Annotated in this window: 20 protein-coding genes and 1 riboswitch; of the genes, 3 read left to right on the top strand and 17 right to left on the bottom strand. The window is 73.1% G+C overall.

The window, feature by feature from the left end:
• Positions 1 to 13: 13 nt before the first annotated feature.
• The 8 genes from ABT093_RS11040 to sodN form a co-directional block, all read right to left on the bottom strand.
• Entirely contained in the window at positions 14 to 1,093 is a 1,080-nt protein-coding gene (locus ABT093_RS11040; protein ID WP_350562736.1) for an RNA polymerase sigma factor SigF, read from the bottom strand.
• 162 nt (positions 1,094 to 1,255) lie between these two features.
• Complete coding sequence (locus ABT093_RS11035; RefSeq protein WP_350562734.1) at positions 1,256 to 1,666, bottom strand: ATP-binding protein; 411 nt, start codon at positions 1,664 to 1,666, stop codon at positions 1,256 to 1,258.
• A gap of 278 nt (positions 1,667 to 1,944) precedes the next feature.
• Entirely contained in the window at positions 1,945 to 2,421 is a 477-nt protein-coding gene (locus ABT093_RS11030; RefSeq protein ID WP_350562732.1) for a GNAT family N-acetyltransferase, read from the bottom strand.
• Between the two features lie 10 nt (positions 2,422 to 2,431).
• Entirely contained in the window at positions 2,432 to 2,815 is a 384-nt protein-coding gene (locus ABT093_RS11025; protein WP_350562730.1) for a nuclear transport factor 2 family protein, read from the bottom strand.
• Positions 2,816 to 2,918: 103 nt separating this feature from the next.
• Positions 2,919 to 3,914 (bottom strand): ABC transporter substrate-binding protein, encoded by a 996-nt coding sequence (locus ABT093_RS11020; RefSeq protein WP_350562728.1) that lies wholly within the window; start codon positions 3,912 to 3,914, stop codon positions 2,919 to 2,921.
• A 46-nt stretch (positions 3,915 to 3,960) separates the two neighbouring features.
• Positions 3,961 to 4,731 carry an ABC transporter ATP-binding protein gene (locus tag ABT093_RS11015; protein WP_350562805.1) on the bottom strand — a complete coding sequence of 257 codons (771 nt, stop codon included), beginning with the start codon at positions 4,729 to 4,731 and terminating at the stop codon, positions 3,961 to 3,963.
• 35 nt (positions 4,732 to 4,766) lie between these two features.
• Complete coding sequence (locus ABT093_RS11010; protein WP_502884191.1) at positions 4,767 to 5,855, bottom strand: FecCD family ABC transporter permease; 1,089 nt, start codon at positions 5,853 to 5,855, stop codon at positions 4,767 to 4,769.
• 106 nt (positions 5,856 to 5,961) lie between these two features.
• Positions 5,962 to 6,089: riboswitch (cobalamin riboswitch) on the bottom strand.
• 124 nt (positions 6,090 to 6,213) lie between these two features.
• A complete protein-coding gene (gene sodN, locus ABT093_RS11005) occupies positions 6,214 to 6,609 on the bottom strand; it encodes a superoxide dismutase, Ni (protein ID WP_350562726.1) in 396 nt (131 codons plus the stop codon).
• Between the two features lie 196 nt (positions 6,610 to 6,805).
• Between sodN and sodX the strand changes: the two genes are divergently transcribed.
• Complete coding sequence (gene sodX / locus ABT093_RS11000) at positions 6,806 to 7,267, top strand: nickel-type superoxide dismutase maturation protease (protein WP_350562724.1); 462 nt, start codon at positions 6,806 to 6,808, stop codon at positions 7,265 to 7,267.
• Here the strand turns inward: sodX and ABT093_RS10995 are convergent.
• The 5 genes from ABT093_RS10995 to ABT093_RS10975 form a co-directional block, all read right to left on the bottom strand.
• On the bottom strand, positions 7,264 to 7,854 hold the full coding sequence (locus tag ABT093_RS10995) for a CGNR zinc finger domain-containing protein (protein WP_350562722.1): 591 nt from the start codon (positions 7,852 to 7,854) through the stop codon (positions 7,264 to 7,266). The two genes, sodX and ABT093_RS10995, sit on opposite strands and share 4 nt — an antisense overlap.
• 158 nt (positions 7,855 to 8,012) lie before the next feature.
• Complete coding sequence (locus tag ABT093_RS10990; RefSeq protein ID WP_502884190.1) at positions 8,013 to 8,816, bottom strand: amino acid ABC transporter ATP-binding protein; 804 nt, start codon at positions 8,814 to 8,816, stop codon at positions 8,013 to 8,015.
• On the bottom strand, positions 8,813 to 9,724 hold the full coding sequence (locus ABT093_RS10985) for an amino acid ABC transporter permease (protein WP_350562720.1): 912 nt from the start codon (positions 9,722 to 9,724) through the stop codon (positions 8,813 to 8,815). Before ABT093_RS10985 ends, ABT093_RS10990 begins: the two co-directional genes overlap by 4 nt.
• A gap of 97 nt (positions 9,725 to 9,821) precedes the next feature.
• The gene (locus ABT093_RS10980) at positions 9,822 to 10,757 is read right to left on the bottom strand and encodes an ABC transporter substrate-binding protein (RefSeq protein WP_350562718.1); all 936 of its coding nucleotides are present in this window, start codon (positions 10,755 to 10,757) and stop codon (positions 9,822 to 9,824) included.
• Positions 10,758 to 11,138: 381 nt separating this feature from the next.
• Positions 11,139 to 12,065, bottom strand: a complete 927-nt coding sequence (locus ABT093_RS10975) for an ABC transporter substrate-binding protein (RefSeq protein ID WP_350562716.1) — start codon at positions 12,063 to 12,065, stop codon at positions 11,139 to 11,141.
• A 621-nt stretch (positions 12,066 to 12,686) separates the two neighbouring features.
• On the opposite strand from ABT093_RS10975, the gene ABT093_RS10970 reads away from it, so the two are divergent.
• Together ABT093_RS10970 and ABT093_RS10965 are read left to right on the top strand one after the other, a co-directional pair.
• Entirely contained in the window at positions 12,687 to 13,883 is a 1,197-nt protein-coding gene (locus tag ABT093_RS10970) for an NAD(P)-dependent malic enzyme (protein WP_350562714.1), read from the top strand.
• A gap of 93 nt (positions 13,884 to 13,976) precedes the next feature.
• Complete coding sequence (locus ABT093_RS10965) at positions 13,977 to 14,939, top strand: zinc-binding dehydrogenase (RefSeq protein WP_350562712.1); 963 nt, start codon at positions 13,977 to 13,979, stop codon at positions 14,937 to 14,939.
• Between the two features lie 93 nt (positions 14,940 to 15,032).
• Here the strand turns inward: ABT093_RS10965 and ABT093_RS10960 are convergent, their stop codons facing one another.
• The 4 genes from ABT093_RS10960 to ABT093_RS10945 all read right to left on the bottom strand — a co-directional run bounded on the left by ABT093_RS10960 (position 15,033) and on the right by ABT093_RS10945 (position 19,518).
• A complete protein-coding gene (locus tag ABT093_RS10960; protein ID WP_350562710.1) occupies positions 15,033 to 16,133 on the bottom strand; it encodes a PadR family transcriptional regulator in 1,101 nt (366 codons plus the stop codon).
• Position 16,134: 1 nt separating this feature from the next.
• Positions 16,135 to 17,052: a DUF4097 family beta strand repeat-containing protein gene (locus tag ABT093_RS10955; protein WP_350562708.1), complete on the bottom strand. Its 918-nt coding sequence runs from the start codon at positions 17,050 to 17,052 to the stop codon at positions 16,135 to 16,137.
• A gap of 201 nt (positions 17,053 to 17,253) precedes the next feature.
• Positions 17,254 to 17,433 carry a DUF6104 family protein gene (locus ABT093_RS10950; RefSeq protein WP_030309148.1) on the bottom strand — a complete coding sequence of 60 codons (180 nt, stop codon included), beginning with the start codon at positions 17,431 to 17,433 and terminating at the stop codon, positions 17,254 to 17,256.
• Positions 17,434 to 17,481: 48 nt separating this feature from the next.
• Positions 17,482 to 19,518: a serine/threonine-protein kinase gene (locus ABT093_RS10945; RefSeq protein ID WP_350562706.1), complete on the bottom strand. Its 2,037-nt coding sequence runs from the start codon at positions 19,516 to 19,518 to the stop codon at positions 17,482 to 17,484.
• Between the last annotated feature and the right edge of the window lie 136 nt (positions 19,519 to 19,654).

Raw genomic sequence — 19,654 nt, 5'->3', positions numbered from 1 at the left:
GCCGTTCCTCCGGTTACTCCTCCACCAGGAGCTTCTCCCGCAGCTGCGCCAGCGTCCGGGCGAGCAGCCGGGAGACGTGCATCTGCGAGATGCCCACCTCGGCGGCGATCTGCGACTGCGTCATGTTCCGGAAGAACCGCAGCACCAGGATCTTCTGCTCGCGGGGCGGCAGTTGGGCGAGCAGCGGCTTGAGCGACTCGCGGTACTCGACGCCCTCCAGCGCCTCGTCGGTGGCGCCCAGGGTGTCCGCGACGGCCGGCGACTCGTCGTCGCTGTCCGGCACGTCCAGCGACAGCGTGGAGTACGCGTTGGCGGACTCCAGGCCCTCCAGGACGTCCTCCTCGGAGATCCCCAGGTGCTCGGCGAGCTCGTGCACCGTGGGGGAGCGGCCGTGCCGCTGGGAGAGCTCGCTGGTCGCCGTGGTCAGCGACAGCCGCAGCTCCTGGAGCCGGCGCGGCACCCGGACCGCCCAGCCCTTGTCCCGGAAGTGCCGCTTGATCTCGCCGACGATGGTCGGCGTCGCGTAGGTGGAGAACTCGACCCCGCGCTCGTGGTCGAACCGGTCCACCGACTTGATCAGCCCGATGGTGGCGACCTGGGTGAGGTCGTCCAGCGGCTCGCCCCGGTTGCGGAAGCGCCGGGCGAGGTGCTCGACCAGCGGGATGTGCATGCGCACCAGCTGGTTGCGCAGTTCGACGCGCTCCGGGGAGCCCTCGGGCAGTGCCGAGAGCCGCACGAACAGGGCCCGGGCCGCCTCGCGGTCCGGTGCGCCGGTGCGCTGCGGGCCCTGGGCGGGCACCGCCGCGCGCAGCGCCTCCGCCGCCCCGGCGGCGTCCTCGCCCTCCGGGCCGGTGCCCGGGGCGCCGCCGTCCGGCTCCTCGTCCGGGCGTTCGGCGTCCGGGAGGTCCGAGGCCGAGGGCACGGGCGGGGGCGACTGATCGGGCGACGACTGGGGCGTCGGCTCGGTCGGCTGGCTCATCCGGTGGGCGTCCTTCGGGTGCGCTTCGTCGTTGGCGGCGAGGCCGGGAACGCTCGCCTGGGTCGGTACGGCAGGGCCCGCCGTCGCGAGGCCGGTACGGTCCAGATCACTCACGGCCATTCCCCCGTTCCGTTCCGGGAGCACCGGGGCGGTCGGCCCCGGTTCGTCTCGTTGGTCGTACCGCCGGTCGGGCGGTACCGGGAGCCGTCCGTCCGGCCCGGTGGTGCCGGGCGGACGGCCCTTGTTCGGTGCTGCTGCCGCGTCGGTGCGGCGGTTCTAGTGGGCGGCGGAGCCGCCGCGCTTCTTGTGCAGGCTGATCGACACGGTCCTGTCCTCGGCGACCGCCGATTCGACCTCGCCCGCGAGCGCGGAGAGCACCGTCCAGGCGAAGGTGTCCCGCTCCGGCGCCCGGCCGTCGGTGGTGGGCGCCGAGACGATCACCTTCAGGGAGTCGCCGACCAGCCGGAACTCGCAGGAGAGCACCGAGCCGGGAACGGCCTGCTGGAGGAGGATGGCGCAGGCCTCGTCGACCGCGATGCGCAGGTCCTCGATCTCGTCCAGGGTGAAGTCCAGCCGGGCCGCGAGGCCGGCCGTGGCCGTCCGAAGGACCGAGAGATAGGCCCCGGCCGCGGGCAGCCGGACCTCCACGAAGTCCTGCACTCCGGGCTCGCCGTCGATCTGGGACACCCTCACCTCCTGGGTGACGCGCTGTGCTTCCGGGCCGGTGGCCGCGGCACTGTCTGTTGCTTGGCTCAACTGCTTCGCCCCAACTGTCCAGAGGGGTGGTGCGGTACGTACTGGTCATACCCCTCGGGGGGTGGCCGGACGCCGCCGTCCGCCCGAGACGTTACCGCGTTCCTGCCCCGGTGCGGGAGTCACTCATGGTAAGGCATCGCGACGCAGGGTGGCAGTGGTTCGAACGCCGCCTCCGCACGCCTCCGGCGCGCGCCGTCCGCGCGCCGGTCTCAGCGGGTGCCGGCGGCGGTGAGGGCGTCCCCGGTGAGGCGGTAGACGCTCCAGCCGTCCATCGGCACGGCGCCGAGCGACTTGTAGAAGTTGATCGACGGGGTGTTCCAGTCCAGCACCGACCACTCCATCCGGGAGTAGCCGCGCTCGACGGCGATCCGGGCCAGTTCCAGCAGCAGCGCCTTGCCGTGGCCGCCGCCGCGGGCCTGCGGGCGGACGTACAGGTCCTCCAGGTAGACCCCGTGGGTGCCGCGCCAGGTCGAGAAGTTGAGGAACCAGAGCGCGAAGCCGACCGGCTCGCCGGTGGTGCCGTCCTCGGCGACCAGGCCGAACAGCGCCGGGGTGGCGCCGAACAGCGCGTCGTGCAGCTGCTCCTCGGTCGCGACCGCCTCGTGGGCGGCCTTCTCGTACTCCGCGAGCTCGCGGATCATGGCGTGGATGACGGGGACGTCGGTGGGAACGGTGGTGCGGATCATGGTCCCGAGCCTACTGGGCGGGTTCGTTCTCGTCCCAGGCCTGGACGGAGGTCTGGTCGACGATCCGGCCGTCGCGCAGCGCGGCGGTGGAGCTGACCAGCACCCGGACCCCGTCCGGGTACCGGCAGGACTCCAGGAAGGCGAGGCGGTCCTCCTGGACCACCACCTGTTCCAGGGTGTGGCTCATCTCGCGGCCGTAGAGGTCGTCCAGCATCGCGCCGATCTCGTCCCGGCCGTGCATCACCAGCGGGTGGCTGGGCTGGGTCTTGCGGTCGACCACGCGCAGTTCGGCGTCGTCCGCGTAGAGCGCCAGCAGGGCCCGGGCGTCGGCGCGCTCGATGCCCTCGCGCAGGGCCCGGACGTCGAAGGCGGACGGTGCGGCCATGGTGGTCATGTTCTCGCTCCTCCGGTCGGTTCCGTCGGCTCGTACTGTTGAGCGTACGCCGGTCGGAACCGGCCGCGGGGCGGTGCGGACGGCGGTGGGACGGCCCCCGGGCTCAGGGCGCCGGGACGGTCCGCAGGTAGGCGGCCAGAGCGGTGATCGCGGCCGGGTTGCGCGGGCTCTCGACCAGGTCGACGTAGTCGAGGACGAAGATCCGGTCGTTGCGGACGGCCGAGACGCCGGCCAGCGGCGGGAAGGACTTCAGGAACTTCCGCTTCGCCCCGGCGTCCGGGGTGCCGTAGTTGTTGATCACGATCACCTCGGGGTCGCGCTGGACCACGCTCTCCCAGCCCACCGTGGTCCAGGAGTCGGCGACGTCGCCCATCACGTTGCGCCCGCCGGCCTTGGCGATGATCTCCTCCGGGGCGGCGAACCGGCCCGAGGTGTACGGCTTGTCCTCGCCGCTGTCGTACAGGAAGACGCCCGGCCGGTGCGCGGGCTCGGGGACGGCGGCGATCTGCGCCCTGAAGTCGGCGATCAGCCGGTCGGCCCGGTCCCGGACGTCGAAGATCTCGCCCAGGTTGGCCAGGTCGGTGTAGAGCGCGTCGAGCGGGGACATCACCCCGCGCTCCGGGCCCTTGCCGCTGCGGCAGGACTCGCTGAGCACGTAGGAGCCGATGCCCAGGCCGGACAGCGTCTGCGGGGTGAAGCCGGCGCCCTCGTCGAAGCCGTAGTGCCAGCCGGCGAAGACCAGGTCGGCCCTGGCCTCCAGCGCGATCTCCTTGGTGATCCGGTCCTTGGAGAGCCAGGTCGCGCGCTGGTAGGCGTCCTTCCAGGCGACCCGGTCCACCCGGCCCTTGTCGTCCGGCATCACGTAGCCGGCCATCCGGTCCTCCAGGCCGAGCGCGAACATCAGTTCGGTGATGCCGACGTCGTTGGTCACCGTGCGGGCCGGCTTCTCCTTGAAGGTGACCTTGGTGCCGCAGTTCTCCACGGTCACCGGGTAGTGGGCGGAGGCGGTGGCGGCGCCGTCGCCGCGCGGGGCGATCTCGGCGCCGCAGCCGGTGAGCGCGAGGGCGAGCAGGGCGGCGGCAACGGCCTTGGTGCGCATGGGAGGTCCTCGGGGAAGGGGCGAGCGGAAGGACGGGGACGGGGGGCTACGGCAGGCGGTCGAGGAGGAGCTGGAGGGCGCCGGTGACCGGGTGCCGCACGGGCGTCGCGCGGACCCTGAACACCTCGGCCAGCAGCCCGGGTTCGAGCACCTCGGCGGGCGGCCCGGAGGCGACGATCCGGCCGTCCGCGACCACGTAGAGCAGATCGCAGTGCCCGGCGGCCAGGTTGAGGTCGTGCAGCGCGGTGAGCACCGTCGGCCCGGCCTCCCGGACGAGTGCCAGCACCTCCAGCTGGTGGGCGATGTCCAGGTGGTTGGTGGGCTCGTCGAGGACCAGCACCCGGGGCTCCTGGACGAGTGCGCGGGCGATCAGCACCCGCTGCTTCTCGCCGCCGGACAGGCTCAGGAAGCCCCGGGCGGCCAGGTGCGCGGCGCCGACCCGGCGCAGCGCCTCGGCGCAGCGGTCCGCGTCCCCGGCGGACGGCCCGGCCAGGGCGCCGCGCCGGTGCGGCAGCCGGCCCATGCCGACCACCTCGGCCACCGTGAAGTCGAACTCGGCGGAGTGCTCCTGCGGCAGCGCCGCCACCCGGCGGGCGGCCTCGCGCGGGGCGAGCGCGTGCAACTCGTCGCCGCCCAGCAGGACGGCGCCGGCGGCGGGCCGCAGCGCCCGGTAGACGCAGCGCAGCAGGGTGGACTTGCCGCTGCCGTTCGGGCCGATCAGGCCGACCACCTGGCCGGCGGCGGCGGTCAGCGTGACGTCGTGCACCAGCCGGACGCCGGCCAGGTCGACCGAGACCCCGTCGACGGCGAGGTCCAGGGCGGCGGTGGGGAGGGCGGCGGTGGGGAGGGCGGTCACCGGCCACCTCCGAAGGAGTAGCCGCGACGGCGCATCAGCAGCAAGAAGCAGGGCACCCCGAGGGCCGCGGTGACCACGCCGACCGGCAGCTCGGCGGGCGCCAGCAGGGTGCGGGAGACGATGTCCACCCAGACCAGCAGCAGCGCTCCGGCGAGCGGCGCGACCAGCAGCACCCGGCGGTGGCCGGCGCCGACCAGCATCCGCACCAGGTGCGGGACCATCAGTCCGACGAAGCCGATCGCCCCGCTGACCGCGACCACGGTGCCGGTGACGGCCGCGGTGACCACGAACAGCTCGCGGCGCAGCCGGTCCGGGTCCACGCCGAGCGAGGCGGCCGTCTCGTCGCCCATCGCCAGCGCGTCCAGCCGCCCGGCGGCGCAGGCCAGGTACGCCAGACCGGCCAGCACGGTGACGGCGGCGATCGGCACCGAGCCCCAGGTCGCCCCGCCGAGGCTGCCGAGCAGCCACATCATCGCGGAGCGGGCGGCCTCGCCGCGGGCGGCGGCGAAGACCATCAGCGCCGTCAGCGCGGAGAAGCCGTAGGACATCGCGGTGCCGGTGAGCACCAGTCGCAGCGGGGTGAGCCCGTGGGCGGTACGGGCCGTCAGGTAGACCAGCACCATGGCGAGCAGGGCGGCGGCGAAGGCGGAGGCGGACAGCGCCCAGACGCCGAGCGAGGCGAAGGCGCCCAGCATCAGCACGGCGTTGGCGCCGACCGAGGCACCGGAGGAGATGCCCAGCACGAAGGGGTCGGCGAGCGCGTTGCGGACCATCGCCTGGACGGCGACCCCGGTGGCGGCGAGTCCGGCGCCGACCACCGCGGCCAGGACGGCGCGCGGCAGCCGGATCTCCCAGACGATCGCGTAGGCGGCGGCCTCGTCGGCCTCCAGCCGGCCGCCCGTCAGTCCGGCGCGCAGCAGCCGCAGGACCTGGCTCCAGCCGAGTCCGGAGGAGCCGACCGCGACGGCGCAGACCAGGGAGACCAGCAGCGCCAGGGCGAGGGCGGCGGCCAGCGGGACCGCGGGTGTTCGGCGCGGGCCCGGTGGGGCCGCGGCGGTGGCCGGTGCGGTCGCGGTGCTGCTCACTGGTGGGCGCGCCTTGCCTCGGGCCGCGCACGGCACGGGGCGGCACGCCCGGGCGCGGGTGTGCCGGGGCGCCATCCCCTCGCAGTCCACGGCGAGTTGTCGGGAGGTCGGCGTCCTCGGGCGATCGGGCTCACGGGCGCGGGGCACCGTTTACCGTTGCGGGTCAGCGCCGGATTCTCACCGGCTTCCCCCTCGGGACGCCCTGGCAGCATAACAAGCGCCAAGGGCAGGCATCCCTTACCGCCCCGCCCCGAGCGCCCCGGAGGCGAGCGGGTGAGAGCACTGCGGCCGGGACCACACGAGCGCCCCCCGTCCGGCGTGCGGACGGGGGGCGCTCGAAAGATGGAGTGAGCGGGGATCAGCCCTGCTTGGTCTCCCAGAAGATCTTGTCGACCTCGGCGATGAGGTCGAGCAGCGCCTGGCCGGTGGCCGGGTCGGTGGACGCCTTGGCGGCCGAGGCGGCCTTCAGGGTGTCGTTGATCAGCTGGTGCAGCTGCGGGTACTTCTCGAAGTGCGGGGCCTTGAAGTAGTCGCTCCACAGCACCGAGATGTGGTGCTTGACGGCCTCGGCGCGCTGCTCCTTGATGATGATGGCGCGGGCGCGGAAGTGCGCGTCCTCGTTGGCCTGGTACTTCTCCTGGGTGGCCTTCACGGACTCGGCCTCAAGGCGGGCCTGGGCCGGGTCGTACACACCGCAGGGCAGGTCGCAGTGGGCGTGGGCGGTGGCGCGCGGTGCAAACAGACGAGAGAACATGGGAGTCCTTCCTTAGATCGTCTTCCCGCGCCCGAGATTACCCTTCGGGCCCTGCGGTTTCTCGGTCGGGCGGCGGGCCTAGGGCAAAAGGCGGAGCCGGAACCGGGTGATTCCGGACATCGGCGGGCGGTGTCCGGTGCGGCAGACTGGTGTGCGACAGCGGGACGCGGTGGGACGCGGTCCGGGAGGAGGAGTCGTGGCACGGAGCGCGGAAGCGGAGGAGGGGCCCCCGGCGGGCGGCGCGCCGTTCGGGCTGATCGACGTGGCGGGGGACTCGATGGTGCCGACCCTGCGTGACGGTGACCAGCTCCTGGTGCGGTACGGCGCGCGGATCCGGCCCGGCGCGGTGGTGGTCTTCCGCCACCCGTTCCAGCAGAACCTGCTGGTGGTCAAGCGCGCCGACGGGCGGCGCCCCAAGGGCTGGTGGCTGCTCTCCGACAACCGGCCGGTGGACAGCGACAGCCGCAGCTACGGCGCGGTGCCGGACGAGCTGGTGCTCGGCCGGGTGCTGCTGCGGCTGCGCCCGCGCCCGGCCTGGCTGGCGCCCGGCCGCCGGCTGGAGCGGCTGCTGCTCTCCGGGCCGCTCGCCAGGGTCCCCGGGCTGGCCCGCCGCCTCGGCGTCTGGGTCCGCCCGGAGGAACTGCGGGGCGCGCCCTAACCTTCCGCGCCGCCGGCCGCGGCCGCGGCCTCCAGGCGTTTGCGGGCGCGGTAGGCGGCGACGTTGGCGCGGGTCGCGCAGCGGTCCGAGCAGTACCGGCGCGACCGGTTGGTGGAGGTGTCCAGGTAGGCGTTGCGGCAGGGCGCGGCCTGGCAGATGCCGAGCCGGTCGGCGCCCAGCTCGGTCAGGTGCACGGCCAGGCCCATGCAGGCCACGGCGCTGAAGTGCGCGGTGGCGGTGGGGGAGTTGTCGGCGAGGTGCAGGTGCCAGCGGGGCCGGCCGGCCTCGTCGAGGTAGTCGTGCCCGGAGACCAGCGGGCTGACCGGGAACTCCATCAGCAGGCTGTTCAGCAGGTCGACGCTGCGGACCTCCTCGCCCTCGGCGGCGGCCTCGAAGACCCCGCGCAGCCGGGTGCGGACGGCCCGCAGCCGGGGCAGGTCGGACTCGTCGGCCAGGTCGCGGGCCCGGGCGGCGTCCGAGAACAGGCCGCGCACCGCCTCCACCGAGGTCAGCGAGTCGGTGCCGCGCCCGGGTTCCTCGGTGTTCACCAGCCGGACGGCCAGATCGGCGTACGAGGCGAGCTCCACGGTGGTCCTTCCAGAGATCGGTAACGGGCTGATCGCCTCCAGCCTATTACCCGGAGGGCGAAAGCGGGAAAGCGCCGGCGCCCGGCAGGACCGGCCTGCCGGGCGCCGTGGGGCGGTGCGGTTCGGAGCACCGGGCCCGGAGCACTCTCAGGGCACCCTCAGAGCACCTTGGAGAGGAACGCGCGGGTGCGCTCGTGCTGGGGGTTGGTGAGGACGTCGCGGGGATTGCCGGACTCGACGACCACGCCGCCGTCCATGAAGACCAGCGCGTCGCCCACCTCGCGGGCGAAGCCCATCTCGTGGGTGACCACGATCATGGTCATCCCCTCGTCGGCCAGCCCGCGCATGACGTCGAGCACCTCGCCGACCAGCTCGGGGTCGAGCGCCGAGGTCGGCTCGTCGAACAGCATCAGCTTGGGCTTCATGGCGAGCGCCCGGGCGATGGCCACCCGCTGCTGCTGGCCGCCGGAGAGCTGGGAGGGGTAGTTCCCGGCCTTGTCGGCCAGGCCGACCCGCTCCAGCAGGGCCATGGCGTGCTCCTTCGCCGCCGCCTTGGACTCCCGCTTGACCTGGAGCGGCGCCTCCATGACGTTCTCCACCGCGGTCATGTGCGGGAAGAGGTTGAAACGCTGGAAGACCATGCCGATGTCGCGCCGCTTGAGCGCCACCTCGCGGTCCTTGAGCTCGTAGAGCTTGTCGCCCCGCTGCTGGTAGCCGACCAGGTCGCCGTCCACCCAGAGGCGGCCGCCGTTGATCTTCTCCAGGTGGTTGATGCAGCGCAGGAAGGTCGACTTGCCGGAGCCGGACGGGCCGACGAGGCAGAAGACCTCGCTCTGCTTGACCTCCAGGTCGATGCCCTTGAGCACCTCGACCAGGCCGTAGGACTTGTGGACGGCCTCGGCCTTCACCATGGGGCCGGCGCCCGGGGCGGCGCCGGAAGGGGTCTTGGTCAGGTCGGTCATACGTGGCCGCCTCCCTCGAGTCCGGGGACCACGTCGTTCTTGGCCTTCGGGGTGGGCCTGCCGCCGAACAGCAGCCGCAGCCGCTGGAGCGGGGTGGGCGGCAGCGTCCGGTTCGCACCTCGAGCGTAGTGCCGCTCGATGTAGTACTGCCCCACCGTGAGGATCGAGGTCATGATCAGGTAGTAGATGCTGACCGCGACGAGGACCGGGATGGTCTGGAAGGTCCGCGAGTAGATGTCGTGGCCGGCGGTGAACAGCTCGGACAGCGAGATGACCTGGACCAGCGAGGTGGTCTTCAGCATCGAGATGGTCTCGTTGCCCGTCGGCGGGATGATCACCCGCATCGCCTGGGGGAGCACGATCCGGCGCAGGGTGGCCGCCCGGCTCATGCCGAGGGCGTGGGCGGCCTCGCTCTGCCCCTCGTCGACGGACTGGATGCCGCCGCGGACGATCTCCGCCATGTACGCCGCCTCGTTGAGGCCGAGGCCCAGCAGGGCGGCGGTGAAGGTGGGGATCAGGGTGTTGGTCGACTCGGACCAGAGCTCGGGTCCGAAGGGGATGCCGATCGACAGCTTCGGCCAGAGGGCGCCCAGGAAGTTCCAGAACACCAGCTGCACCAGGACGGGCGTGCCGCGGAAGATCCAGATGTAGAACCAGGCGGTCCCCGACAGCAGCGGGTTCGGCGAGAGCCGCATGATCGCGAGGAGCACGCCGCCGGCCACGCCCATCAGCATGGACAGTACGGTCAGCTCCAGCGTCACGACGATGCCGCGCAGGATCTGCTCGTTCTGCAGCGTGTCCTTGACGACGTCCCACTGGAACGCGGGGTTGAAGATCAGGGCGTGGAGCAGCATCGCCGCGAGAACGACGATGACGGCGGCTCCGGCCCAGCGTCCGGGGTGGCGCACCGGGACGGCCTTGATGGTCTCAGGCCGTCCCGATTTCACCGCCCCCTGTTCGGAAGATTTCACCTTGGGGCCTCAGGGGGTGTGGTGGTGCGAGGAATCAGCTCTTGGCGGCGTTGATCTCGGACTTTTCGATCGCGCCGGCCTCGACGCCCCACTTCGCCAGGATCTGCTTGTAGGTGCCGTCGGCGATCAGCGACTGGACGGCGCCCTGGACGGCCTGGGCGAGCGGCGAGCCCTTGTCGACGACGACGCCGTAGGGCGCGCTGTCGTAGGTCTCGCCGAGCTTCTCCAGCTGGCCGTTGGTCTGCTTGATCGCGTAGTCGACGACCGGGGAGTCGGCCATCATCACCTGGTCGCGGCCGGAGACCAGCGCGGTGGTCACGTCGGTCTGCAGGGTGAACTTGTCGCCGTCGTTCGGGATGGCCGGCTTGCCCGCCTTGGCGCACTCCGGGTTGCGGACGTCGGTGATCTCCTGGGCCTGGGTGGTGCCGGTCTGGACGGCGACCTTCTTGCCGCAGAGGTCCTTCGGGTCGATCTTGTCCGGGTTGCCCTTCTTCACCGCGACGGCGCTGCCGGCGGTGAAGTAGGTGACCATGTCGACGGTCTGCTCGCGCTCCTTGGTGTCGGTGAAGGAGCTCATGCCGAGCTGGTACTTCTTCGCCGTGATGCCCGGGATGATCGAGGTGAAGTCGGCGTTCTGCACGTCGGCGGTCAGGCCGAGCTTCTTGGCGATCGCGCCGGCGAGGTCGACGTCGAGGCCGACGAGGTTGCCCTTGTCGTCCTTGAACTCGTTGGGCGCGTAGGAGGCGTCGGCGGCGACGACGAGCTTGCCCGCGCTCTTCACGTCGGCGGGGACCAGCGGGGCGAGCGCCGGGTCCGCGGTGACGGCGGCGACACTGGCGCTCGGGTTGGCGCCGGCGCCCCCGCCGTTGTCGGAGGACTTGCTGCTGCCGCAGGCGGTCAGCACGAGCGACGCGGACGCGAGCACCGCCGCGGTGGCGAGGAGGCGGGTGCGCTGGGTGCGGGCGATCATGGGGGATCTCCTCCTGAGGGAGAGGTCGGGCGGGTACGCCGCGGGGGAGCGGCGTACCGGGGCAGCAGATGCCGTACGGCGCTGTACGGGTGGGGCGTGGAGAACTGCGCAGGGGTGGTTCCGGGTACCGCGTCTCCGCCACCGTCCGCCGAGGTGGGCGTTGACCGAACCGCCTCGACCAGTGGTCGGCTCGATCCGAGATGGGGGGAATCCTGCCATCTGATGACGGTCGGGTGGCCCTCATTCAGATCAAAATCGGATAACGAGGGGCCGCGCCGTCCGCTATTCGGACGAATACCGTGTCCCTGTCACCCTGTGCATAAGTATGCGGATCACTCTGCCACCTGACCGGAGCCCCGCCCGGGCCCCGCCCGGACGGACTCAGATTCCCCCGTTGACCACCGCGTTCTGGGCCGCGCCCGCGGCGACGTTCCACTTGGCGAGGATCCTGTCGTACTCGCCGCTGCGGATCAGCTGGTCGACCGCCTTCGCCAGCACGTCGCGCAGCTCGGTGTCCTCCTTGCGCAGCGCGATCCCGTACGGGTTGGAGCGGGACTGCGCGCCGGTCACCTCGAAGCGGTTGCCGCCGTCGGTGTTCTTCGCCGCCCAGGCCGCCACCGGGAAGTCGTTCAGAACGGCGTGCGCGGTGCCGGCGGCGACCTCGGCCAGCGCCTTGGCGTCGGTGTCGAACTCGTGCACGGTGAGCGGCTTGCCGGCCCGGGTGCAGGCGGTGACCTGGCGGGCGGCGATCTCGTCCTGGGTGGTGCCGGACTGCACCGCGACGGTCTTGCCGCAGAGGTCGTCCAGGGTGCGGACGCCCTTCGGGTTGCCCTTGGCGACCACGATCGAGGTGCCGGCGATGAAGTAGTCGACGAAGTCCACCGCCGGGCCGGTCGACTTGCCGTTCTCGTCCACGCCCTCCCGGCGCTGGCGGATGTCGCTGAGCGCGGACATCACCACGTCGTACTGCTTGTTCTGGAGGCCGGGCAGGAGCTTGTCGAAGGGGGTGTCGACGTACTCGACGCGCAGGTCCAGGATCCGGCCGAGCGCCGCGGCGATGTCCGGATCCAGACCGTCCGGCTTGCCGTCGGCGCCCCGGAACTCGACCGGCGGGTAGTTCACGTCCATGCCGATCCGCAGCACCTTGGCCGACTGCTGGGCCTTCGGCAGCTTGGCCCGGATCTGCTGGACCGGGTCCTTGGCCGCCGTGTCGTCCCCGCCGCAGCCGCTCAGCAGCAGCGCTCCGGTGGTGGCGAGGGCCAGCGCGGCGACGGTCGGCCGGCGGGAGGGGGCACGGTGGTGCTGCATCGGTTCTGCTCCTGTGGGAGGGAGGGGACGGCGCCGCGGCGTCGCGGAGGTGTACGCGAGATGGCGGAAGAACGGATCCTCCCATCCCGGTCTGCCCGGCCCGTGGCCGGGTGTGTCAGAATTCGGTACCGGGTGACCCCCGACGCTCGAACCAGACCGCCGGGCCGCAACAGGCCCGGGGTGCGCAGGAACGGAAGTCCAGGACGACGACTCCGTATCCGAGGCACCGGCCTCCCCTCCGCGTCTGCGTTCACTCCTGCGGGTGCGCGTGCGCGTGTGCCATCGCCGCAGCCGGGGCCCGGTTCTCACGGCGGCTGGCGCCCCAGGTGGCTGTGAGGCGTACGACAACCATGTGACTTGGACGAAAAGGCATGGGTGCGATGCCCTCGTCCGACCTACGCTCGGCCCGGAAGCACAGCGCGGACCAGACGCAGACAAATCCATACACCCTCATCCGAGGGCGTCCGTCCGACGGCGGCGCCCCGACCCAGTCGTTCCCGGGGACGCTTCGGCGTTCCCGGGTTCCGGTTACCGGCCACCGGTCGCCGGATGCCGGAACCGGCCGGGTCGTCCGCTCCGTCGGCCGGGTGTCCTCGCTCGATCAATGACGAAGAGGTCATCGTGGCAGCGGAGATCATCCACAGCACTACCCAGGACACCGACGATCCGGTCGACGCCGTGTTCGCGCTCCACCGCGGCGGCAAGATGGAGGTCAGGGCGACCGTCCCGGTGCGCGACGCGGACGACCTGTCCCTCGCCTACACCCCCGGCGTGGCCCGCGTCTGCACGGCCATCGCCGAGCAGCCCGAGCTGGTGAACGACTACACCTGGAAGTCCAACACGGTGGCCGTGGTCACCGACGGCACCGCCGTGCTGGGCCTCGGCGACATCGGCCCGGAGGCCTCGCTGCCCGTCATGGAGGGCAAGGCGATCCTGTTCAAGCAGTTCGGCGGCGTGGACGCGGTCCCGATCGCGCTGGCCTGCACCGGCGTCGACGAGATCGTCGAGACCGTGGTCCGGCTGGCCCCCTCCTTCGGCGGCGTCAACCTGGAGGACATCTCCGCCCCGCGCTGCTTCGAGATCGAGCGCCGGCTCCAGGATGCCCTGGACATCCCGGTCTTCCACGACGACCAGCACGGCACCGCCATCGTCACCACCGCCGCGCTCTGGAACGCGGCCAAGGTGACCGGCCGGGAGATCGGCTCGCTGCGCGCGGTCATCTCCGGCGCCGGCGCGGCCGGCATCGCCATCGCCAAGATGCTGCTCGCCGCCGGCATCGGCGACGTGGCCGTCTGCGACCGCAAGGGCGTGGTGCACGAGGGCCGCGGGGACCTCACCGACGTCAAGGCGGAGATCGCCGGGCTGACCAACCGCACCGGCCTCAAGGGCAGTCTGGCCGACGCGATGGCCGGCGCCGACGTCTTCATCGGCGTCTCCGGCGGCACCGTGCCGGAGGAGGTCGTCGCGACCATGGCCGAGGGCGCGTTCGTCTTCGCCATGGCCAACCCGAACCCGGAGATCCACCCCGAGGTCGCGCACAAGTACGCGGCCGTGGTGGCCACCGGGCGCAGCGACTTCCCGAACCAGATCAACAACGTGCTGGCCTTCCCGGGCATCTTCGCCGGCGCGCTGCAGGTCCGGGCCACCCGGATCACCGAGGGCATGAAGCTGGCCGCCGCCAAGGCGCTGGCCGGCGTCGTGGCCGACGAGCTGACGCCGCAGAAGGTCATCCCCTCGCCGTTCGACGAGCGGGTCGCGCCGGCCGTCAGCAAGGCCGTCGCCGAGGCCGCCCGCGCCGAGGGTGTCGCGCGCCGGTAACGGTCCTCGCACGGTCTCCCTCCCGGCCCCGGGACACGCGTCACAGCTCCGCGTTGTTCCGGGGCCGGGGCCGTTCTGGCTAGTGTCCGGGGCATGTTTGCCGCCTACGCCGCACGAATCGACGCCGACGACCCGCTGAGCGGGCTGGAGTTGGGCGAACGCCCCGAACCGCGGGCCCACCCGGGCTGGAGCGTGGTCACGGTCAGGGCCGCCAGCCTGAACCACCACGACCTCTGGTCGCTGCGCGGGGTCGGCCTGCCCGCCGAGAAGCTGCCGATGATCCTCGGCTGCGACGCCGCCGGCGTGGACGAGCACGGCAACGAGGTGGTCCTGCACTCCGTGATCGGCCAGAGCGGGCACGGGGTCGGGCCGGACGAGCCGCGCTCGATCCTGACCGAGCGCTACCAGGGCACCTTCGCCCAGCAGGTGGCCGTCCCCACCTGGAACCTGCTGCCCAAGCCCGCCGGCCTCTCCTTCGAGGAGGCCGCCTGCCTGCCCACCGCCTGGCTGACGGCCTATCGGATGCTGTTCACCAACGCCGGGGTGAAGCCCGGTGACACCGTGCTGGTGCAGGGCGCCGGCGGCGGGGTGTCCACCGCGCTGGTGGTCCTCGGCAAGGCGGCCGGCCTGCGGGTCTGGGTCACCGGCCGGGACGAGGCCAAGCGCGCCCGGGCGGTGGAACTGGGCGCCGACGCGGCCTTCCCGAGCGGGGCGCGGCTGCCCGAGCGGGTGGACGCGGTGATGGAGACGGTCGGCGCGGCCACCTGGTCGCACTCGGTGAAGTCGCTGCGCCCGGGCGGCACGATCGTCATCTCCGGTGCCACCTCGGGCCCCAACCCGCCGGCCGCCGAGCTGAACCGGATCTTCTTCCTGGAGCTGAAGGTGGTCGGCTCGACCATGGGCACCAAGGAGGAGCTGGCCGGGCTGCTCTCGTTCTGCGCCACCACCGGTGTCCGGCCGGTGATCGACTCGGTGCTTCCGCTGGCCGGGGCGGCGGACGCGCTCGCCCGGCTGGCCGGGGGCGACGTCTTCGGCAAGCTGGTCCTCACCCCCTGACGGCCCGCTGACGGCCCCGGCGGCCCCTGACGGACCTTCGACGCGCCGGCGCCCGGTACCCCGCAGCGGGGTACCGGGCGTCCGGGGGCCGGCTCAGCCGAGCAGGCGCTTCAGCCGTTCGCCGGCCGCGCCGAGCACGCCGCGGGCCTCGGCGAGGCGCTCGGGCGTCACCCCGCCGTCCCGGGCCGCGTCGCGGACCTGGTCGCGAAACCGGTCGAGCAGCCGCTCCAGCTCCCGGGCCGGGTCGCCGGCCGGGTCGGTGGCGGTCCACGGCGGCAGGTCGGCCGGGCTCCCGCCGGCCGGCTCGTCCTTGTCCAGGTCGATCCGGGTGACGGTGACCCGCTCCGCGGTGGGCGCGCCGGCGGAGGGCGCGGTCCGATCGTCCGCCGGGTGGCCCCAGCGGGCGGCGTCGGCCAGCCCGGCCAGCCCCTTGGTCAGCTCGGAGAGCCCCTCGGCCAGTCCGGTCGACCAGTCGCCGCGGGCCGCGTGGTCGCGCACCTGCTGCTCGACCCGGCGCTTGATCCGCAGCGCCTCCTGCTGGGCCGCCGTCCGGGCCGCCCTGGACTGCTCGCGCAGCCGGCGGGCCTCCTCCTCGGCCGCCTTGGCCTTGGCCTTGGCGGCCTTCTCCTGCTCCTTGGCCCGCTTGGCCTGCTCCCTGGCCTGCCGCTTGAACTGGGCGAACTCCTCCTTGGCGCGCTGCCAGGCGGCCTGGTCGCCCCAGGGCCCGGCCCACGGGTTGCCGCCGCCGTCCCCGGCCCCGTTCCCGTCGTCGTCCCCGTCCGCCGCCTCCGGTCGCGGGGCGTTCCTCCGGGCCTGCTCGGCCGCGCCCCAGAGCTGCTCGCGCAGGTCCTGGGCGCTGTCCCGGACGTCCTCGCGGATCGCCCCGGCCAGCTGGGCCACCGAGTCGTGGATCTCCAGCTCCAGCTCGTCGAGCTCGCCCTGCCGGGCGGCGAGTTCGGCGCGGCCCGCGTCGGTGAGCCGGTAGACCTTGCGGCCGCCCTCGGTGCTGTGCGCGACCAGACCCTCCTGCTCCAGCTTGGCCAGCCGGGGGTAGACGGTGCCGGCGGACGGCGCGTACAGGCCCTGGAAGCGCTCCTCCAGCAGGCGGATGACCTCGTAGCCGTGGCGCGGGGCCTCGTCGAGCAGCTTCAGCAGGTAGAGCCGGAGCCGGCCGTGGCCGAAGACGGGGGTCATGTCAGGACTCCTTGGTGAGGTCGGGGCCGGTGGACGGGCCGTCCGCGGCGGGCAGCTCCCGGATGACGGCCTGGGCGTCGTCCTCGGCGTCCGGCCGGTGCAGCACGGTGACCGCGCCGGAGACGGTGGTGACCGAGAGGCTGCCCTTGCCGTCGCCGAGCTGTCCGGAGAGGCGCTTGGTGCCCCAGCTGCCGCCGACCTTGAGCTGCTCGAAGCTGGAGGAGAGGTCGCCGCTGGTGGTGCCGGCCTCGACCCTGGTGTCGGCCAGCGAGGGGAGCCGGACGCCGACCGCGCCGCTGACCGTGTTGACCTTGATCTCGGTCGGGGTGGCGGCGGCGAGGTCCAGGGTGACCGCGCCGGTGACGGCGTTGGCGGTCACCTTCTCGGCGGTGCCGGCGACCACGGTGAGCCGGCCGGAGACGGTGTTGAGCCGGAGCTGTCCGGCCACCGCCTGGGCGTCGACGTCGCCGGTGACGGTCTTGGCGTCGGTGCGGCCGGCCAGGCCGACCAGGGTGATGTCGGCGTTGGCGGTCTGCGTCGAGACGTGCCCGGTGAAGCCGGAGACCGTCGTCGTGGCGGAGACGGTGCCGACCTTGACCTCGGTGCCGGCCGGCACGGTCAGGCTGACCGCGGCGGTCCGCTTGCGCTTGAAGGAGGAGAAGAAGCCCTTCACCGACTCGACCGACTTGAGGACGTCGCCGAACTCGTTCCAGCTGCTGAGGTCCTTGTACGTGACGGTGAGCACGCCGTCGACCAGGGTGACGTGCAGCGGCTCGCCCGTGAGCTCGGTGACCTCCAGGCGGGCGGGGCCCTCGGCGGCGACCACGTTGACCGTGCCGTCGACCGTGCGTACCTGCAGGGTCCGGACCGCCTCCTCGATGGTGATCTTCTCGGGTCCTTCGACCGTCCACTGGCTCATCTCCGCCGCCTCCCTCTCGGACTCGCGATGTATCGCGTTCTCTCGTAAAGACGATATATCGCGTGACGGCGAAGTCAAGGGAGCCCGACCCGGAGGCCGACCCGGAGCGGACCCGGAGGTCAGCCCCTACGGGGGCATGCGAAAGGGCCCGGAGGCGGTTGCCTCCGGGCCCTTTCGGCGGCCGTTCACCGGGTCAGCCGGTCACTCGTCGTCCTCGTCGTCGAGCCGCGCCAGCCAGGTGGCCAGCCGCTCGACCGGGACCTCGAAGTCCGGGTTGAGGTCGACGAACTCGCGCAGGCGCTCGGCCAGCCACTCGAAGGTGACCTCCTCGTCGCCGCGCCGGCTCTCCAGTTCCTCGATGCCGCGGTCGGTGAAGTACACGGGTCGCTCCGGTCCGATGGGGATAAGACCTGGTCAGGATAGACCGGGTCAGCTCGCGCGGTAGGTGTTCAGGGTGACCTTGGCGGCGCCCGTGGTGGGGTCCGCGACGTCCACGGCGGCGATGGCGATGTTGCGGGTGACCCGGTCGCGGATGCACAGCAGCCGGCCCGGGGTGACCCGGTTGAACGTCAGGTCGGTGTCCGGCCGGGAGTCGATCGCGATGGCGCACTGCTCGGGGGTGATGGCGGTCTCGGTGATCACCGCGAAGTCGGACTTGTTGTCGCCGACGCTCTCGAAGGAGTCGGCCCGGCTGCCGCTGGAGGTGGACTCCCGGCTGAGGCCGAGGCCCCACTTCAGGTCGGAGCCGCGCGGCACCACGGTGCCGGCCGTGAGATCGATCCGGTAGGCCTCGCTGGAGTACTCGGCGGCCGGGATGGAGAGCGGCTTCTTCTCGATCACCGGCTGGTAGCCGGCCGGCCGGGCCGGCGCGGTGACCCCGCCGGCCGAGGGCGAGGTGCTCGGCGCGGCGCTGACCGCCGCCGAGGTGGGGCTCGGGGTGGCGGTCGCGGAGGGCGTGGTCGCGGCCGGGGTGGTGGCGGCCGGGGTGGTGGCGGCCGGCGGGGCGGCGGGCTGGTCGCCCGCCGGCTTGTCCTGGGCGCTGCTCTGCTTGTCGTCGCCCTTGTCGATCTTGGACATCAGCACCACGCCGCCGGCCGTGCCGCCGAGCGCCATCACCAGGGCGACCGTCAGCAGCACCTTCCACGAGACGCCGCCCTTGCGGGCCGGCTCCGGCGCGGGCGCCGGGGTGTCGGTCACCACCGGGCCGGGCGGCGGGGTGTCGTAGGACGGCGGCTCCGGGCGCAGCTGGACGGTCGGCGGGGTGCCGAGCAGCGGGCCGGTGGGGGCCTCGGCGGGCGGCTGGGCGGCGCCGTACGCGCCGAGCGGCGGCGGGACGAAGCCGGGCGGCGGGGTGTCCGCCGCGGCGGGGCCGAACCCGGGTGGCGGCGGGCCGAAGGACGGCGCGGTGGCCTGGTGGGTCGGGGGCGCGGCCGGCGGGGCCGCGGCGAAGGACGCGCCGCTCGGCGGGCCGGCCGGGGGAGCGGGCGGTGCGGCGGGCGCGGCCGGCAGCGGGGTGGGCGGCGTCTTCGGCAGGTCCGAGCGGCGGGTGATCTCGGTGTTGACCTGCTTGGGCAGCCAGTCGTCGGAGAACCGCAGCTGCCCGCCGACACTCGGGTGGTTGCGGGCGATGTCGATGATCTCGGCCGGCTTCGGCCGGTCCTCGGGGGACTTCGCGAGGCAGCGCAGGATCAGCTCGCGCAGCCCGGCCGGGACGGCGTCCAGGTCCGGCTGCTCGTGCACCACCCGGTAGAGCACGGCGGTGTCCGGGCCGTCGCCGAACGGCGCCGCGCCGCCGGCCACGTACGCGGCCAGCGCGCCGAGCGCGAACACGTCGGTGGCCGGGGTGACCGGGCGGCCCTGGGCCTGCTCGGGCGACATGAAGGCGGGCGAGCCGATCCGGTAGCCGGTGCCGGTGAGCGCGGTGGCGTCGGCGGCCCGGGCGATGCCGAAGTCGATCACCCGCGGGCCGTCGCCGGCCACCAGGACGTTGGCCGGCTTGAGGTCGCGGTGGACCACCTCGACGCTGTGGATCGCCTGCAGGGCCTCGGCGATGCCGCCCATCAGCAGCAGCACGGTGCGCACCGGCAGCGCGCCGTTCTCGCGCACCACCTGTTGCAGGGACGGGCCGGGCACGTACGCGGTGACCAGCCACGGGGCGTCGGAGTCCAGGCCGCCGGAGTCGATCACCTGGGCGGTGTAGAGGCCGTGGATCCGCTGGGCGTTGGACACCTCCTGGGCGAACCGGCGGCGGAACTCGCCGTCCTCGGCGAACTCCGGGCGGACCACCTTGAGTGCCACCGGCCGGCCGCCGGGGGTGTACGAGAGGTAGACCCGGCCCATGCCGCCGGCCCCGAGCCGGGCGAACAGCCGGTAGCCGCCGACCTCCCGGGGGTCGTCCGGAAGCAGCGGCTGGAAGACCGGCGGGAGCGGTGCTGCGGTGGCGTCCCGTGGCGTGTCGGCGGTCATGCGGTTGATCCCCCTGGGAGAGCGGTGAGGTCCACCGGACCGGCGGCGGCGGGCGCGCGACGGGCGCCCGGACGGCGGTCTGGCGAGGCATAACCTACCGACCCGTCAGAACGCCGCGCAGGTCGGTGCCGGTTTG

It is taken from the genome of Kitasatospora sp. NPDC002551 (assembly GCF_040296005.1).
Taxonomy (GTDB): Bacteria; Actinomycetota; Actinomycetes; order Streptomycetales; family Streptomycetaceae; genus Kitasatospora.
The sequence above is the reverse complement of the archived record's forward strand: the minus strand, read 5'-3'. Positions and strand labels throughout refer to the sequence as shown.

Excerpts from the sequence above, each read along its gene's own strand:
- ABT093_RS10945 (WP_350562706.1), bottom strand. The coding sequence starts at position 19,518 with ATGACCGCCGACACGCCACGGGACGCCACCGCAGCACCGCTCCCGCCG.
- ABT093_RS10955 (WP_350562708.1), bottom strand. The coding sequence starts at position 17,052 with ATGAGCCAGTGGACGGTCGAAGGACCCGAGAAGATCACCATCGAGGAG.
- ABT093_RS10990 (WP_502884190.1), bottom strand. The coding sequence starts at position 8,816 with ATGACCGACCTGACCAAGACCCCTTCCGGCGCCGCCCCGGGCGCCGGC.
- sodN (WP_350562726.1), bottom strand. The coding sequence starts at position 6,609 with ATGTTCTCTCGTCTGTTTGCACCGCGCGCCACCGCCCACGCCCACTGC.
- ABT093_RS10980 (WP_350562718.1), bottom strand. The coding sequence starts at position 10,757 with ATGATCGCCCGCACCCAGCGCACCCGCCTCCTCGCCACCGCGGCGGTG.
- ABT093_RS11020 (WP_350562728.1), bottom strand. The coding sequence starts at position 3,914 with ATGCGCACCAAGGCCGTTGCCGCCGCCCTGCTCGCCCTCGCGCTCACC.
- ABT093_RS11030 (WP_350562732.1), bottom strand. The coding sequence starts at position 2,421 with ATGATCCGCACCACCGTTCCCACCGACGTCCCCGTCATCCACGCCATG.
- ABT093_RS10975 (WP_350562716.1), bottom strand. The coding sequence starts at position 12,065 with ATGCAGCACCACCGTGCCCCCTCCCGCCGGCCGACCGTCGCCGCGCTG.
- ABT093_RS11025 (WP_350562730.1), bottom strand. The coding sequence starts at position 2,815 with ATGACCACCATGGCCGCACCGTCCGCCTTCGACGTCCGGGCCCTGCGC.
- ABT093_RS10960 (WP_350562710.1), bottom strand. The coding sequence starts at position 16,133 with ATGACCCCCGTCTTCGGCCACGGCCGGCTCCGGCTCTACCTGCTGAAG.
- ABT093_RS10965 (WP_350562712.1), top strand. The coding sequence starts at position 13,977 with ATGTTTGCCGCCTACGCCGCACGAATCGACGCCGACGACCCGCTGAGC.